Source organism: Microbacterium sp. TPU 3598 (genome assembly GCF_002356155.1).
GTDB classification, from domain to species: Bacteria; Actinomycetota; Actinomycetes; order Actinomycetales; family Microbacteriaceae; genus Microbacterium; species Microbacterium maritypicum_A.
Genome location: NZ_AP017975.1, coordinates 3,298,672 through 3,311,193, shown reverse-complemented (window position 1 = coordinate 3,311,193; position 12,522 = coordinate 3,298,672). Strand labels below are relative to the sequence as shown.

General features: G+C 68.3%; 11 protein-coding genes and 1 pseudogene. 4 read left to right on the top strand and 8 right to left on the bottom strand.

Going from position 1 to position 12,522, the window contains the following annotated elements; genetic code table 11:
* Window positions 1-47: 47 nt before the first annotated feature.
* Window positions 48-1,283: an aminotransferase class V-fold PLP-dependent enzyme gene (locus MST3598_RS15795; RefSeq protein ID WP_029258510.1), complete on the bottom strand. Its 1,236-nt coding sequence runs from the start codon at window positions 1,281-1,283 to the stop codon at window positions 48-50.
* 165 nt (window positions 1,284-1,448) lie between these two features.
* Here MST3598_RS15795 and MST3598_RS15790 point away from each other — a divergent pair, with 165 nt between their 5' ends.
* On the top strand, window positions 1,449-2,132 hold the full coding sequence (locus MST3598_RS15790) for a FadR/GntR family transcriptional regulator (protein WP_021198307.1): 684 nt from the start codon (window positions 1,449-1,451) through the stop codon (window positions 2,130-2,132).
* A 19-nt stretch (window positions 2,133-2,151) separates the two neighbouring features.
* On the opposite strand, the gene MST3598_RS15785 is transcribed toward MST3598_RS15790, so the two are convergent.
* Entirely contained in the window at window positions 2,152-2,667 is a 516-nt protein-coding gene (locus MST3598_RS15785) for a glycine cleavage system protein R (protein ID WP_029258509.1), read from the bottom strand.
* 223 nt (window positions 2,668-2,890) lie between these two features.
* Between MST3598_RS15785 and MST3598_RS15780 the strand changes: the two genes are divergently transcribed.
* The gene (locus tag MST3598_RS15780; protein WP_029258508.1) at window positions 2,891-6,211 is read left to right on the top strand and encodes a hypothetical protein; all 3,321 of its coding nucleotides are present in this window, start codon (window positions 2,891-2,893) and stop codon (window positions 6,209-6,211) included.
* A 29-nt stretch (window positions 6,212-6,240) separates the two neighbouring features.
* On the opposite strand, the gene MST3598_RS15775 is transcribed toward MST3598_RS15780, so the two are convergent.
* Genes MST3598_RS15775 through MST3598_RS15755 form a run of 5 tightly spaced genes read right to left on the bottom strand, consistent with a single transcriptional unit; the run spans window position 6,241 to window position 9,970 of the window.
* Complete coding sequence (locus MST3598_RS15775; RefSeq protein ID WP_029258507.1) at window positions 6,241-7,299, bottom strand: PLP-dependent cysteine synthase family protein; 1,059 nt, start codon at window positions 7,297-7,299, stop codon at window positions 6,241-6,243.
* A gap of 42 nt (window positions 7,300-7,341) precedes the next feature.
* Window positions 7,342-7,698 (bottom strand): cupin domain-containing protein, encoded by a 357-nt coding sequence (locus MST3598_RS15770; protein WP_029258506.1) that lies wholly within the window; start codon window positions 7,696-7,698, stop codon window positions 7,342-7,344.
* Between the two features lie 43 nt (window positions 7,699-7,741).
* Window positions 7,742-8,554 carry a GntR family transcriptional regulator gene (locus tag MST3598_RS15765; protein WP_029258505.1) on the bottom strand — a complete coding sequence of 271 codons (813 nt, stop codon included), beginning with the start codon at window positions 8,552-8,554 and terminating at the stop codon, window positions 7,742-7,744.
* Window positions 8,554-8,958 carry a D-ribose pyranase gene (gene rbsD, locus MST3598_RS15760; protein WP_021198313.1) on the bottom strand — a complete coding sequence of 135 codons (405 nt, stop codon included), beginning with the start codon at window positions 8,956-8,958 and terminating at the stop codon, window positions 8,554-8,556. Before rbsD ends, MST3598_RS15765 begins: the two co-directional genes overlap by 1 nt.
* 37 nt (window positions 8,959-8,995) lie before the next feature.
* On the bottom strand, window positions 8,996-9,970 hold the full coding sequence (locus MST3598_RS15755) for a ribokinase (RefSeq protein WP_029258504.1): 975 nt from the start codon (window positions 9,968-9,970) through the stop codon (window positions 8,996-8,998).
* Between the two features lie 118 nt (window positions 9,971-10,088).
* Between MST3598_RS15755 and MST3598_RS15750 the strand changes: the two genes are divergently transcribed.
* On the top strand, window positions 10,089-10,751 hold the full coding sequence (locus MST3598_RS15750; RefSeq protein WP_051670935.1) for a transaldolase family protein: 663 nt from the start codon (window positions 10,089-10,091) through the stop codon (window positions 10,749-10,751).
* A gap of 29 nt (window positions 10,752-10,780) precedes the next feature.
* Here the strand turns inward: MST3598_RS15750 and MST3598_RS15745 are convergent.
* Window positions 10,781-11,457 (bottom strand): annotated as a pseudogene (locus tag MST3598_RS15745) (FadR/GntR family transcriptional regulator).
* A gap of 46 nt (window positions 11,458-11,503) precedes the next feature.
* Between MST3598_RS15745 and MST3598_RS15740 the strand changes: the two are divergent.
* Complete coding sequence (locus tag MST3598_RS15740) at window positions 11,504-12,478, top strand: amidohydrolase family protein (RefSeq protein ID WP_029258502.1); 975 nt, start codon at window positions 11,504-11,506, stop codon at window positions 12,476-12,478.
* Window positions 12,479-12,522: the final 44 nt, after the last annotated feature.

Below are 12,522 nucleotides of genomic sequence, written 5' to 3'. Positions count from 1 at the left end.
CTCTCGGTGGGGTGGGGGTGGGTGTTGCGGTCGGGTGGGTGTTGCGGTCAGGGGACGATGAGGGAGTCGGCGGGACGGATGCCGGCCCGGCTCAGGATCTGCGGCACGCAGCGCTCGACGAAGGTCTCGTAGTCGGCGGCCTCGTTGTAGAGGTGGGCCGAGAGCCGGAAGTAGCCGACCCCGCGGAAGCTCGTGAACGCCGTCTCGACGCCGACCTCGTCGAGCAGGTCCATCCGCAGGCCGTCGGCCTCTTCGCGGGTCGCGCCGAGCCCGAGCGGAAGACGCACCAGTCGCATCGACGGCACCGGAGAGGGGAGTGGCGTGAGCGGATCCTCGTCACCGTACGGGCGCAGGGCTTCGGCGATCAGCTCGGCGCCGGCGTCGGCGATCTCCGCCATGGCCGTGCGTGCCGAGGCCCAGCCGAACTCGCTCTCGATGAAGTCGATCGCGGTCGGGGTGGCCAGGTACGTGGTGGCGTCGATCGTTCCCTGCGTGTCGAAACGGGAGGGGTACGCCTCCCGCGCGGCCCACGAGTCGATGAGCGGCCAGAGCTCGTCGCGGTCGGCGGCGGAGGTCACCAGCAGGGCGGAGCCGCGCGGGGCGCACGGCCATTTGTGCATGTTCCCGAACCACCAGTCGCCACCCGCGACGGTGGCCGCATCCGCGATGAGGCCGGGGGCGTGGGCGCCGTCGACGAGCGTGCGCACGCCGCGCTCGGCTGCCGCATCGGCGATGCGTCGGGTGGGCAGCACGCGGGCGGTCGGGGAGGTGATCTGGTCGACCACGATCAGACGTGTGCGGGGGGTGAGCTCATCGGCGAAGAGCTGAACGATCTCGTCGTCGGAGGAGAGCAGCGGCAGGGCGACGGTGCGCACGCGCGCCCCGAACCGGCGGGCGAGGCGCTCGGCTCCCATGGTGATGGCGCCGTAGCCCTGGTCGGTCACCAGGATCTCGTCGCCGGCTTCGAGCTGCAGTGCGTTGTAGACGACGGTCGCGGCGGCCGAGGCGTTGGGCACGAAGGCGCTGTCCTCGGCGCGCGCGCCCACGAACGGGGCGGTGCGCTCGCGGGCCGCCTGCACGCGCTCGGCGATGCGCGGGAACCACTCGACGGGGCTGAGGTCCGCGCGGCGGCGCAGGGCGTCCTGGTGCTCGACGACGACGGACGGGACCGCGCCGAAGGATCCGTGATTGAGGTGGATCACCGCCGGGTCGAGGGGCCAGGCGTCGCGCGCTCGCATGCCGGAGTTCAGCGTGAGCGGTGCGGGGAACAGCGGTGTGGGCATCAGTCCTCATCGATGAGTCGGGCGAGTTGTTGCACAACTTTGCCACATGCCGTGGAAAACTGCCACGAAAAGGTGAAGATGAAACATAGTTGTCATACGAGTTTCCTGCGAAGGGGAGTTCCGACAGACTTCACGAGGGGTGGGGGAGTGTCAGAGAGGATGACGATGAGCGCACTCGACACGGCGTTGCACGGGCTGCGGGCGCTGATCGCCGACGGTGCGCTGCGGCCCGGAGACCGACTGCCGAGCGAAGGCGAGCTCTGCGAACGTCTCGGCGTCTCCCGCGGGTCCCTCCGCGAAGCGATCCGGATGCTGGCCGCCCTCGGCGTGCTCGACACCCGTCACGGCTCGGGCAGCTACGTCAGCGAGCTGCGCGCGGCCGACCTGATCGGCAGTCTGTCGCTCACGGTCGGGCTGCTGCCGATGGCGGGCGTGCTCGAACTGACCGAACTCCGCCGCGTGCTCGAACCGCATGCGGCCGCGCTCGCCGCCGCCCGCATCGACGACGAGACCGTGGAGGCCCTGGACCGCGTGCTCGACGAGATCGAGGCGACCACCGACTTCGAGGCGCAGTCGCGGCTCGACCACGAGTTCCACATGGCGATCTCCGGCGTCGCGGGGAACGAAGCGCTGACCAGCCTGATCGACGTGCTGCGATCGCGGTCGCGGGCGTATCGCATCTCCGACCCCGAGGATGCGGCCGAGCTCAAGGTGCATTCCGATGCCGGGCACCGCGCGATCCTGCGCGGTCTGGCGGCGGCGGATCCGGTCGCTGCGAGTGCCGCAGCCTCCGCCCACGTCGCCTACACCGAGTACTGGGTGCGGCGGTACTCGGGGCTCGAGGACTGACGCGCGTCCTGCGGGCCGGTCAGCCGAGGGTGATGTCGACCTGGATCTCGGCGGCGATGCGTTCGAGGTCGGTGCGCAGCGCGTCGAGGTCGACGGAGGCGGGGACCTTCGCGGTGACCGATGCTTCGAACAGACGCCCTCCGGCCATCGCGGCATCTCGTGTCTCGGTGGCGAGCTCCTCGATGCTCAGGGCGTGCGCACTCAGCACGCCGGAGACCTCGCGCACGATGCCGGGGCGGTCGTTGCCGAGTACCTGGATCTCGAGCAGCTGATCGTCGTCGGCAGCCGCATCCGGAGTGCCGGTGAGCACGGCGAGCGTGAGGAGTCCCTGACCCTGCAGGCCGCGCAGTGCGGACGACAGCTCGGCCTCCCGGTCATCCGCGACCGAGACCTCGATCACGCCGGCGAACGTGCCGGCGAGCTCGGCCAGTGAGCTGTTCTCCCAGTTGCCGCCGTGCGCATCCACGACATCGGCGACGGCGGCCACGAGGCCAGGACGGTCTGCACCCGCGACGGTGAGGATCAGAGTAGTCATGCGGCCAGCGTACGGGGAAGTATTGGCAGAGTTGGCGATTGCTTCTGTCTGCCCGTTCGATACTGTCGACGCATGTTCGATGTGCATTCAGAGCATCCCCAGATCCTTAGGGTACGGAAGAGCGCAATGAGACTCTCGTGCCCGTCGGCGGCGGGCTGCACCGCGCGGCTCGGTGCGTACGCCTTCACGACCAACCTTTGCTGCCCTCCAGAGGACTGAGACCATGGTGGGAAGGGGCGGTGGGGCTGCGACGGCGTATGGGATTGGGTACCAGCACCTTGCCGTACTGGAAGAGGTCATCGGTCTCTTGGAGCAGGGCGAGCGTGACTGGACCTTGTCCCTTGAGAGTGCGGACGACGACATCGTCGACTACGCGTTTCGCAAGGAGGGCAGGTTCGTTCGGGTCGTTCAAGCGAAGTCGAGCGTCTCTGGCTCTGCAGGTCGCCGAGTAACCGTCGCCGAAGCGCTTCGGGTGTTCGAACGAATGGTCCAAGGAGAGCCCTCCACCACATTCACTTTTCGCACTAACCGCCCGGTCGCATCAGCATTGCTGCAACTCGGGGCTGCACTGGACGCTGCCCGTCAGCAGCTTCTGGGTGGGACGGACGTCATGCGAGAGATACAGGGTGCTCTCGAGGCTGCGGGCGCCGTTCTCAACGTCGAAAGCACGAGCGAGGTTCTCGGGCGCATCGCGCGATGCGAAGTCGTGGTCGATGCCTGGCAACTCCCCGATGCGTTCGAGTTTCTCGCCGCTCGTATTCGTGCGCTCCGCCACTCCTTCGGTTGGGGAACCGGCCGGGAGTCGTCCGAGATCCTCGTCTACAGCGTGGCGATGAGGCTGCTCGAGCGTTCTGCGACCACCCCAGGTTGTGAGATTCCCGCCGAACAGATCGAGCGGATGCTCTATCCCGCCGATCATGTCGTGGCGCAGGCTAGAGGCGCGTATGACTGGGGTGTTGTGGCTGGACCCATCCCCAACATCGAAGCAATACCCCGTGTCGAAGCTCGCGCTTTCCTGGACGAGGCTCTGCGAGGAATGCCTACGAGGCAGCCGCGACGAGCGGTTCTGACAGGCTTCTCGGGGGCGGGAAAATCGACTATCGCTGCCTCCTTCGCTAGAGATCGCGCTGCGTCATACGACCACATCCTGTGGATCGACGCTCACGATCTGAGCACGATTCGACAGTCGGTCCGGCGAATCCTCGGCGAGTCAGAGCAGGCCGAGGGGATCGGCGACGAGAGAACGGACGGCGCTGAGCTCGCGGCATCCTTCCGAGACCTCTTCGCTGCCAGTTCGGACACTTGGCTGCTGGTGTTCGACAATGCGGCCTCGGCGAAGGAAGTTCAGCCGTGGCGTCCTCTGGTCGGACACGTGGATATCGTCGCGACGTCGACCAACGCCGTTGCGTGGTCCGGGTGGCGGGCGCATGGGGTACCACATCTCGCTCGTACCGATTCCATTGCCTTGTTAGAGATGCGAATGGGGGTTTCGGCGCCGAGCGCCGATTGGCGGAGGAAGGCGAGTCAGCTTTCGGCGGATCTGGATGATTGGCCCCTCACCCTCGATCTAGCTTGCGCGTACCTGAGCGCCTCCGGGCGGGGGATCGAGTTCGCCCCTCAGTACGTGAGTCTCTTGATGAGCAAGATCATCGATGAAGAGGTGCTGATGCCGGAGGGATACAAGACTCACAGCACGCTCCTCCGCGCCGTTGTGGTTGCCCTCGAGGGTCTGGAGTCGAGAGCGAAGTCATCGCCCGGTCCGGGAAGCCGGCGGCACGGCGTGGCGAGCGCGACCATGGAAACGATGGCCTATCTCCCAGGGCGAAGCGCCCATGCGAACCTCGCAGTGACCGCAGCTGTCGATCTGCTGGACGAGGAGCTTCAGGACGATCCAGACGCCGTGGTGGACGCGGTCGCCTTCGCTTTGGCCGAGTTCTCGCTTGCCTCTCGGAGGATGGATGCACAATCGCGATCTCTGCAGAGCACCTTCCGAGTCAACGAAGTCGTGCTCCATGTGGTCCGTGCGCGGCACTCGGTGCGCAGACGCGCTGAGGTGCTCCGCAGCGTCATCGAGTCTGCATACGGGCACGTCACTCGCGCGATCGACGAGCGGGCTCGGGCGGATGCAGAACTTGTCGCGCCTTCAGCGACATCTGCGCTGAGATGGCTCCTGGAATCGGGCTATGCGTCGATGTATGGCACGCTCCTCGCGGGAAATCTGGCGGTGCTGTGGAGCGCGCTGAATCAGCCCGAGATTAGCCTCGAGTACTTCGAGCTCGAGCTTCACGTGTTGAACACGCTGGGTCAGCACGCGCCCGTACTGCGAGCGAAGATTCACGCTGCCATTGCGTCTAACTTGGCGACGCTGGAACGACCGACTCCGGAGATTCTCGACGCCGTATCGAAATGCGTGCTGATGCTCGATCAGTGGCCCGTCGATGACGCCGAGTCGGATCGCACAGCGGTCTTGTATCAGCTCGAGACCGTGCTCAATCTCCTCAGGCGAAATCCGCGGGAGGATCCTTCGCACAGGACACTGATCGACGTCGCCTACAGCGCCTTAGAACGGCAGCTCTCCCGCGCCGGCCACCCTGCGTTCGAGGACATCAGGGCCGCGCGCGAGCTTCTCGATCTTGCTGAGCGGGACGGCGACGCGCTCGTGCGTATCGAGAGAGTCATCGCGGACTCGACGGCGCCCGACTTTCTCAGGCGTGCTGCGTTGGCGCTGCGTGTGGAAACCCTCGTCTATCTCGGACGCTTCGAAGCTGCGACGCGTGCGGTGGAAGAAACGAGGAGCGCTGCTGACGGCGCCTTCGGGATCGAGGAAGTCGCCGACGTCCTGATTAATGCCTGGTTGGCGGTACTGACACATCGGTTTCTCGGAGACGTGCCGTTTCACCATGACCTAGTCGGCAGCCTGTATCAGGCCTTTGCCGACATCGAGCTATCGCAGAGGCAGAGCCAGTCTCGCCTGGACGTCTGTCGCTTGGCTACCGCAGTTCATGAGGGCGACATCGACGACGAGATGTTGGCCGCGCTCGAAGGACTGAGTGGGAATCGTGTTTCCGGCGGCCGTGGTGTGCGATCCGACCGCCCACTATGGACACTCATCGAGGCTTGCGGCAGGTTGGTGGCCCTGCGCCGTAGGCATCGGAATGCTCGCATCGTTCCGGGGCAAGGGTGGGCGCTCGTGCGGCTGCCTTTCCAACTTCGTGCGTTGCGCGTGTTCATCAGCAAAGAACAGGCGCAACAGTTCCGGGGAGCCTCGAAAAGGCTGGAAGGATCGTGGCTGCTCGAGGACGATGCTGTTCTTCTTCGCGTCGACTGCGAGCCTGCCGTGCTCGTAGTCTTTCCGCGCTTGGAATCGGGGTGGCTTGGCATCGACGAGGCGGTCGTCAAAAAATCGCCGGCTCCCGCAACCCGGCGACTTGAGCAAATACTCCACTCACCTCAGCATGCCGAGACAGTTCGCTTCGTCCTCGTCGCACCGGAGTCTGATGAGGATTCCCCAGTGATTGTGACGGTGAGCAGACCCGTGCAGTAGGGCTCTGCGGCCAGCGTAGCCCGCAGCCCTCAGTCCCCCCAGACCCCGGACTCCAGAAATCCTTCGAGGCGCGCGCGGTGCGGGGCGAGGTCCCAGCCCTGGGTGGCGACCCACTCGTCGGAGTAGTAGGTGCCGGCGTAGCGGACGCCGCTGTCGCAGATCAGGGTCACGACGCTGCCGGTCTCGCCCGCGGCCCGCATCCGGGCGATGAGCTGGAACGCACCGTAGAGGTTGGTGCCGGTCGAGCCGCCGGCCCAGTGCAGGGTGCGCTCGCGCAGCAGGCGGATCGCGGCGATCGACCCGGCATCCGGCACCTGGATCATCTCGTCGATCACGGTCGGCACGAACGAGGCCTCGACCCGGGGGCGGCCGATGCCCTCGATGCGGCTCGGGCGCCCGGCCGGCGGATCCACGGTCCCTGCCCAGCCGTCGTAGAAGGCCGAGCCCTCGGGGTCGACGACCGCGACCTTCGTGTCATGTCGGCGATACTTCACGTACCGGCCGAACGTCGCGCTCGTGCCGCCGGTTCCGGCACCCGTGACGATCCAGGTGGGGATCGGATGCCGCTCCTGAGCGAGCTGGCTGAACACGCTCTCGGCGATGTTGTTGTTGCCGCGCCAGTCGGTCGCGCGCTCGGCGAACGTGAACTGGTCGAGGTAGTGGCCGGTGCAGTCGGAGGCCAGACGTTGGGCCTCGGGCGACATGTCCTCCGCACGGTCGACGAAGTGGCAGGTCCCGCCGTAGAACTCGATGAGGTCGATCTTCTCCTGCACGGTCGAACGGGGCACGACCGTGATGAACGGCAACCCGAGCATGCGGGCGAAGTACGCCTCGGACACGGCGGTCGATCCGCTCGACGACTCGACGAGCGTGGTGTCTTCGCGGATGCGTCCGTTGACCAGGCCGTAGAGGATCAGCGAACGCGCGAGGCGGTGCTTGAGGGAGCCCGTCGGGTGCACGGACTCGTCCTTGAGGTACAGGTCGATGCCCCACTCGGGCGGCAGCGGGAAGAGGTGCAGGTGCGTGTCGGCGCTGCGGTTGGCATCGGCTTCCAGCAGGGCGATCGCGGTGCTGGTCCAGTCGCTCATGCCCTCGACACTACCTGCCACTCGGCCGGGCACCCTGGTCGATCACGCGGCGGCGGGACGCTCGGGGCCGAGGTGGGTGGAGGTCGGCTCGCCTGCCGCATCGCCCTTGAGCTCGATGAGGATGGTGTGCGTCGGCGTCGTTCCGGTGTTCTCGCCGGAATGACGCTGCGCGGGCAACCACACGGCCTGTCCCGCGGCGAGGACGGTGTCGAAGGTGCGGTCGCCCAGGCTGAGGCGGCGGGAGAAATCGCTGAGGGTGACCAGAACGCTGTTCGGATGATCGTGCGGCGTCGTCTTGTCGCCGGGCTCATCGGTGTAGTCGAGCACGCGGACGTGCTCGTTCTCCCAGAGCGTGCGGTAGTGGTCGGGGTCGGTGAGGGTGGGATCGTCGGTGATCATGCGGTGACGGTACACCCGGCGCGGTGCCGCCGACAGGGTCTCCTCAGCCGACCGTTCCGGCCGGGGAGGCCCCGCCGTCGCCGTCGACGTGCAGGAGCGATGCCTGAGACTGCTCCTGCTGCAGCTGGAACTCGAAACGCGAACGGTCGCCGCGGTGATACGCGATGAAGTACTCGATGGGCGTGCCGTCGGCGCTGCGGCTGACGCTGCGTAGACGCAGCAGTGCCGAACCGGCGCTCACGCCCAGGTGCTGAGCCTGCTCGTGCGTGGCCACGGTCGCCTCCGCCGAGCGCACACCGTGCGTCGCGACGATGTCGTTCTCGGCGAGGAGTCTGTACAGCGAGCCCTCTGTGAGGTCGTTGCCGAGGGTGACGGATCCGACGGCCTCGGGCATCCAGGTCGTCGAGAGCGACCACGGTTCGCCGTCGACGTGGCGCAGACGCTCGAGCACGACGACAGGGGAGCCGACGGGCACCTCGAGGGCGAGCGCGACCTCGTCATCGGCTGCCGTCTGCTCGTGCCGCAGCACATCGCTGTGCACGTGGCCGCCACGGCGCTCGACGTCGTCGTAGAGGCCGACCAGCGTGTGCACCAGGCTCTCGCTCGTGCGGGGACGGGAGACGAACGTGCCCTTGCCCTTCACCCGTTCGACGAGCCCCTCGTGCTCCAGCTGGGCGAGCGCCTGGCGCACGACGGTGCGCGAGATGCCGTAGCGCTCGCACAGGCGGTGCTCGCCGGGCAGCGGGTCGCCGGGCTGCAGACCGTCGCGGGCGATGCCGTCGATGATCAGCTGGCGCAGCTGGTCGTACATGGGCGCGGCGGAGTGCCGGTCGATCGCGTCGTCGACGATGGCCATCAGTACGCCACCCCCGCGTGCAGGATCACGTTCGCGTAGGGGGTGAACTCGCCGGACCGCACGAACGCCCGTGCGCCGTGACTGAGCTTCTTGAACTCCACATGCGGCACGAGGTCGATCTCGAACCCCATGCCGGCGAACCGCTCGCGCAGTGCGGCCAGCACCTCCGGGCTCTTCTCGGCGACCTCGGCCGAGACCGTCGCCCCCTCGACCACCAGCTCGGCGAGCACGGTGTCGAGCACGTCGAGGAAGGCGGGAGCACCCGGGCGATACGCCAGGTCGATGCGCTCGGATCCCGGGGGGATGGGCAGGCCTGCGTCGGTGACGACGATCAGATCGGTGTGCCCGGTCTCGCTGATCACGCGGGAGAGCGCGGGATTGATCGTGGTGGCCGTCTTGCGCATGTGTCTCCTCGGTTCTCCGGATGCTCGGTTCGCAGGTTCAGCTCGCGACGGGTGCGGGGGCGTGCGCTGAGCTGCGCTCCGCCAGGAACGCGTCGACGTCGGCGCGGTGCGGAAGGCTCGGCGATGCCCCCTGCTTCGTGACCGTCAGCGCGCCGGCCGCGGTGGCCAGGCGCACGGCATCCGCCAGGGTGCTGCCGCTCGCGAGCGCCGCGCCGAGATAGCCGGCGTAGGCGTCTCCCGCCGCGGTCGTGTCGACCGCATCCACGGGGAACGGCGGGATCACGGATGCGCCCTCGGCCGTCACGACGCACGAGCCCTGGCCCGCGAGGGTGATCACGGCGGCGCCGACCCCCTGGGCGAGGAACCAGCGTCCGGCCTGCTCGGCCGACGCGGCATCCGTCACCTCGATACCGCTGATCAGCGTCGCCTCGGTCTCGTTGGGGGTGACGATGTCGATGCTCCGCCAGATCTCGGCGTCGAGCTCGGCGGCCGGGGCGGGATCGAGGATCACGGTCATGCCGTGCTCGCGACCGCGCGCGGTGATGTGGGCGGTGAGCGCGGAGGGCGTCTCGAGCTGGGTGAGCAGCACCGAGGTCGTGGGGGCGAGGGCTGCGAGCGCCTCGTCGATCTGCGCGGCGCTGAGGGCGGCATTGGCGAGCGGAACCATGACGATGTCGTTCTGCGCCGACGAGTCGACGCGGATGTGCGCCACGCCTGTCGGGCCGGGAACCGTGCGCAGGTGCGCGAGGTCGACGCCGGCCGCGGTCAGCCCGTCGACGACCAGGTCGTGGAACAGGTCGTCTCCGACGCAGCCGACGAAGCTCGTGCGCGCACCGGAGCGCCCGGCGGCGACAGCCTGGTTCGCGCCCTTGCCGCCCAGCATGAGCGTGAACTCGTCCCCGAGAATCGTCTCGCCCCTGGCGGGCAGACGCCCGGAGAAGGTGGTCACATCGGCTGTGACGCTGCCGACGATGACGACGCCGGTACGGTCCTCGGGGTGTGCGGGGGTCATCTCGCTCCTGATCTTCCTCGACGGCAGGCGTAGCCGACGCTTTGACAGACCGCGGTGGCTGTCATTACATTAGCCGAAACCGCACCTGTAACGACAGGTTGTCCGCGAGGAGACCCCGATGAACCCGATCGCGCCACGCCTGTACGTCGACAGCGCCGACGTCGACCGTGTCTCCCGACTGCTCGCCGCTGGTGTGGTGCACGGTGTCACCACCAACCCGACCATCCTCGAACGGGGAGGCCGCACCGCCGCCGAGATCCCCGAGCTCTACGCCCGGTGGGAGTCGGAGGGGGCGCGCGAGATCTTCTTCCAGACCTGGGGCGGCGACACCGCGTCCTTCCTCCGCAATGCCGAGGGCATCCGCGCACTGGGCGACCGCGTGGCCGTGAAGGTCCCGGCCACGGCGGCGGGCTTCGCCGCCGCATCCGCTCTCGTGGGGGACGGCGCCACCGTGCTCGTCACCGCCGTGTACTCGGTCACGCAGGCCCTCGCGTGCGCCTCGATCGGTGCGCAGTACATCGCTCCATACCTCGGACGGATGCGCGACGCGGGCCTCGACGGCGACGCGACGATCGCCCGCATGCAGGAGGTGTGCGCGGGGAGCGACTCGAACGTGCTCGCCGCATCGCTGCGCTCGCCGGACGACATCACCGGTCTGCGCCTTGCAGGAGTGCCGTACTTCACTGCTGCGCCGGACGTGCTCGACCGGGTGCTCTTCCATGAGGTGAGCGACAGCTCGGCCGCCGAGTTCGACGCCGCGATGGTGCGCCTGGGCGCGTGAGCGCGGTCCGCTGAAGTCCGCAGGCGGGGTCAGCTCGCCGCGGCCTGGCGCAGCCAGCGCTCCACGCCCGCGATATGCGCGGTGGCGAGCGAGGTCGCGAGGGCGGAGTCGTGCTGGGCGATCGCGTCGGCGATGGCCCGGTGCTCGGACAGGGTGCGCTCGACCGCGCCGCCCTCGGTGAGGCCGCGCCACACGCGGGCGCGCACGGTCTGGCTGCTCAGATGCTCGATCAGACTCGCGAGGTACGCGTTGCCGGACATCGCGACGATCTCGCGATGGAACCGGATGTCGTGGTCGACCAGAGACTCGATGGTCACGGCCGCGTCGACCGAATCGACCTCGTCCTGCAGCTCGGCGATCTGCTCCTCCGTGCCGAGGGTGGCCGCCAGCCCTGTCGCCTGCGACTCCAGCATGCGGCGCACCGCGAAGATCTCGAGCATCGAGTCGTCGTCGTGCATGTCGACGACGAACGCGATCGCCTCCAGCAGCAGATGCGGTTCGAGGCTCGTCACGTAGGTGCCGTCGCCGCGTCGCACGTCGAGGACCCGGATGACCTCCAGCGCCTTGACCGCCTCGCGCATCGAGCTGCGGGAGAGGCCGAGCCGCTCGGACAGCTCCTTCTCGGGGGAAGGCGATCGCCGGGGGCGAGCTCGCCCGCCACGATCATCGCCTTGATCTTCTCGATCGCCTCGTCGGTGACTGCCATGGCGTCATCCTAGCGATTGATCGGATGTCTCCGGCAGGATGGAGCCATGCGCGTTCTCGATTCACACCTGCACCTCTGGGATCCGGGGGTGCTGACCTACACCTGGCTCGAGGGGCCGCTGGCGTACCGGTTCGCCGACCGGGAGCTGGAGCTCGCCCGCCTGTCCGCCGCGCACCCGGAGAAGTCGGTGTTCGTGCAGGCGGAGACCATCGAAGACGACTTCCTCGACGAGGTGCAGTGGGTCGCGGGGCTGGCGCCTGCGCTCGGCATCGTCGGGATCGTCGCCGGCATCCGTCTCGACCGGGGAACCGACACGGTCGCGCACCTGGAGGGGCTCATGGCCGAGCCCCTCGTCGTCGGAGTGCGGCACAACCTGCAGGGCGAGCCGGACGGACTGGCCGTCTCGGCCGCGTTCGTGACCGGCGCGCGTGAGGTCGCCGCGCGCGATCTGACCTTCGACGCGTGCGTGCGCGCCGATCAGCTCCCGGAGATCGCCCGTTTCGCCGGTGCGATCCCGGAGCTGCGGATCGTGCTCGACCATCTCGGCAAGCCTGCCGTCGGCACGGCGGCCTCGCCGCTCCCGCCGTCGGCGGAGTGGGCTCGCGATCTCGCCGAACTCGCCCGTCATCCGCACACCTTCTGCAAGCTCTCCGGCCTGCCGGGAGAGGCAGGCGGAGACTGGAACGCCGAGCAGCTGGAGCCGTTCCTCGACGTGGCGGCGGATGCCTTCGGGATCGAGCGCCTGATGTGGGGGAGTGACTGGCCGGTCTCGGCCATCGGCCCCGCCGAGCCCGGCGACCCGCACGCGCCGGAGGACGGCTCCGCGACGTACCAGCCCACCGCGCGGTCGCGCTGGGCCGACACCGTCGTGGCGTGGGCGGAGTCGCGGGGCCACGACCTCGACGCCCTCCTGTGGGGGAACGCCGAGCGGTTCTATCGCACCGCTCAGCCGCGGCGGATCCCGTCTGATGCTGCTCCGCGATCGGGCCTCCGGGGCTGGATCCGCGGTCACCGCGGCTAGCCCGGCATTCCTGCGGCTCCGGTCGCGGTTGCTGCCGTGGGGTC

Bases quoted from the DNA above. Each gene is read 5' to 3' on its own strand.
- MST3598_RS15770 (WP_029258506.1), bottom strand. From the start codon at position 7,698: ATGATCACCGACGATCCCACCCTCACCGACCCCGACCACTACCGCACG.
- MST3598_RS15750 (WP_051670935.1), top strand. From the start codon at position 10,089: ATGAACCCGATCGCGCCACGCCTGTACGTCGACAGCGCCGACGTCGAC.
- MST3598_RS15795 (WP_029258510.1), bottom strand. From the start codon at position 1,283: ATGCCCACACCGCTGTTCCCCGCACCGCTCACGCTGAACTCCGGCATG.
- MST3598_RS15790 (WP_021198307.1), top strand. From the start codon at position 1,449: ATGAGCGCACTCGACACGGCGTTGCACGGGCTGCGGGCGCTGATCGCC.
- MST3598_RS15785 (WP_029258509.1), bottom strand. From the start codon at position 2,667: ATGACTACTCTGATCCTCACCGTCGCGGGTGCAGACCGTCCTGGCCTC.
- MST3598_RS15765 (WP_029258505.1), bottom strand. From the start codon at position 8,554: ATGGCCATCGTCGACGACGCGATCGACCGGCACTCCGCCGCGCCCATG.
- MST3598_RS15740 (WP_029258502.1), top strand. From the start codon at position 11,504: ATGCGCGTTCTCGATTCACACCTGCACCTCTGGGATCCGGGGGTGCTG.
- MST3598_RS15775 (WP_029258507.1), bottom strand. From the start codon at position 7,299: ATGAGCGACTGGACCAGCACCGCGATCGCCCTGCTGGAAGCCGATGCC.
- rbsD (WP_021198313.1), bottom strand. From the start codon at position 8,958: ATGCGCAAGACGGCCACCACGATCAATCCCGCGCTCTCCCGCGTGATC.
- MST3598_RS15755 (WP_029258504.1), bottom strand. From the start codon at position 9,970: ATGACCCCCGCACACCCCGAGGACCGTACCGGCGTCGTCATCGTCGGC.
- MST3598_RS15780 (WP_029258508.1), top strand. From the start codon at position 2,891: ATGGTGGGAAGGGGCGGTGGGGCTGCGACGGCGTATGGGATTGGGTAC.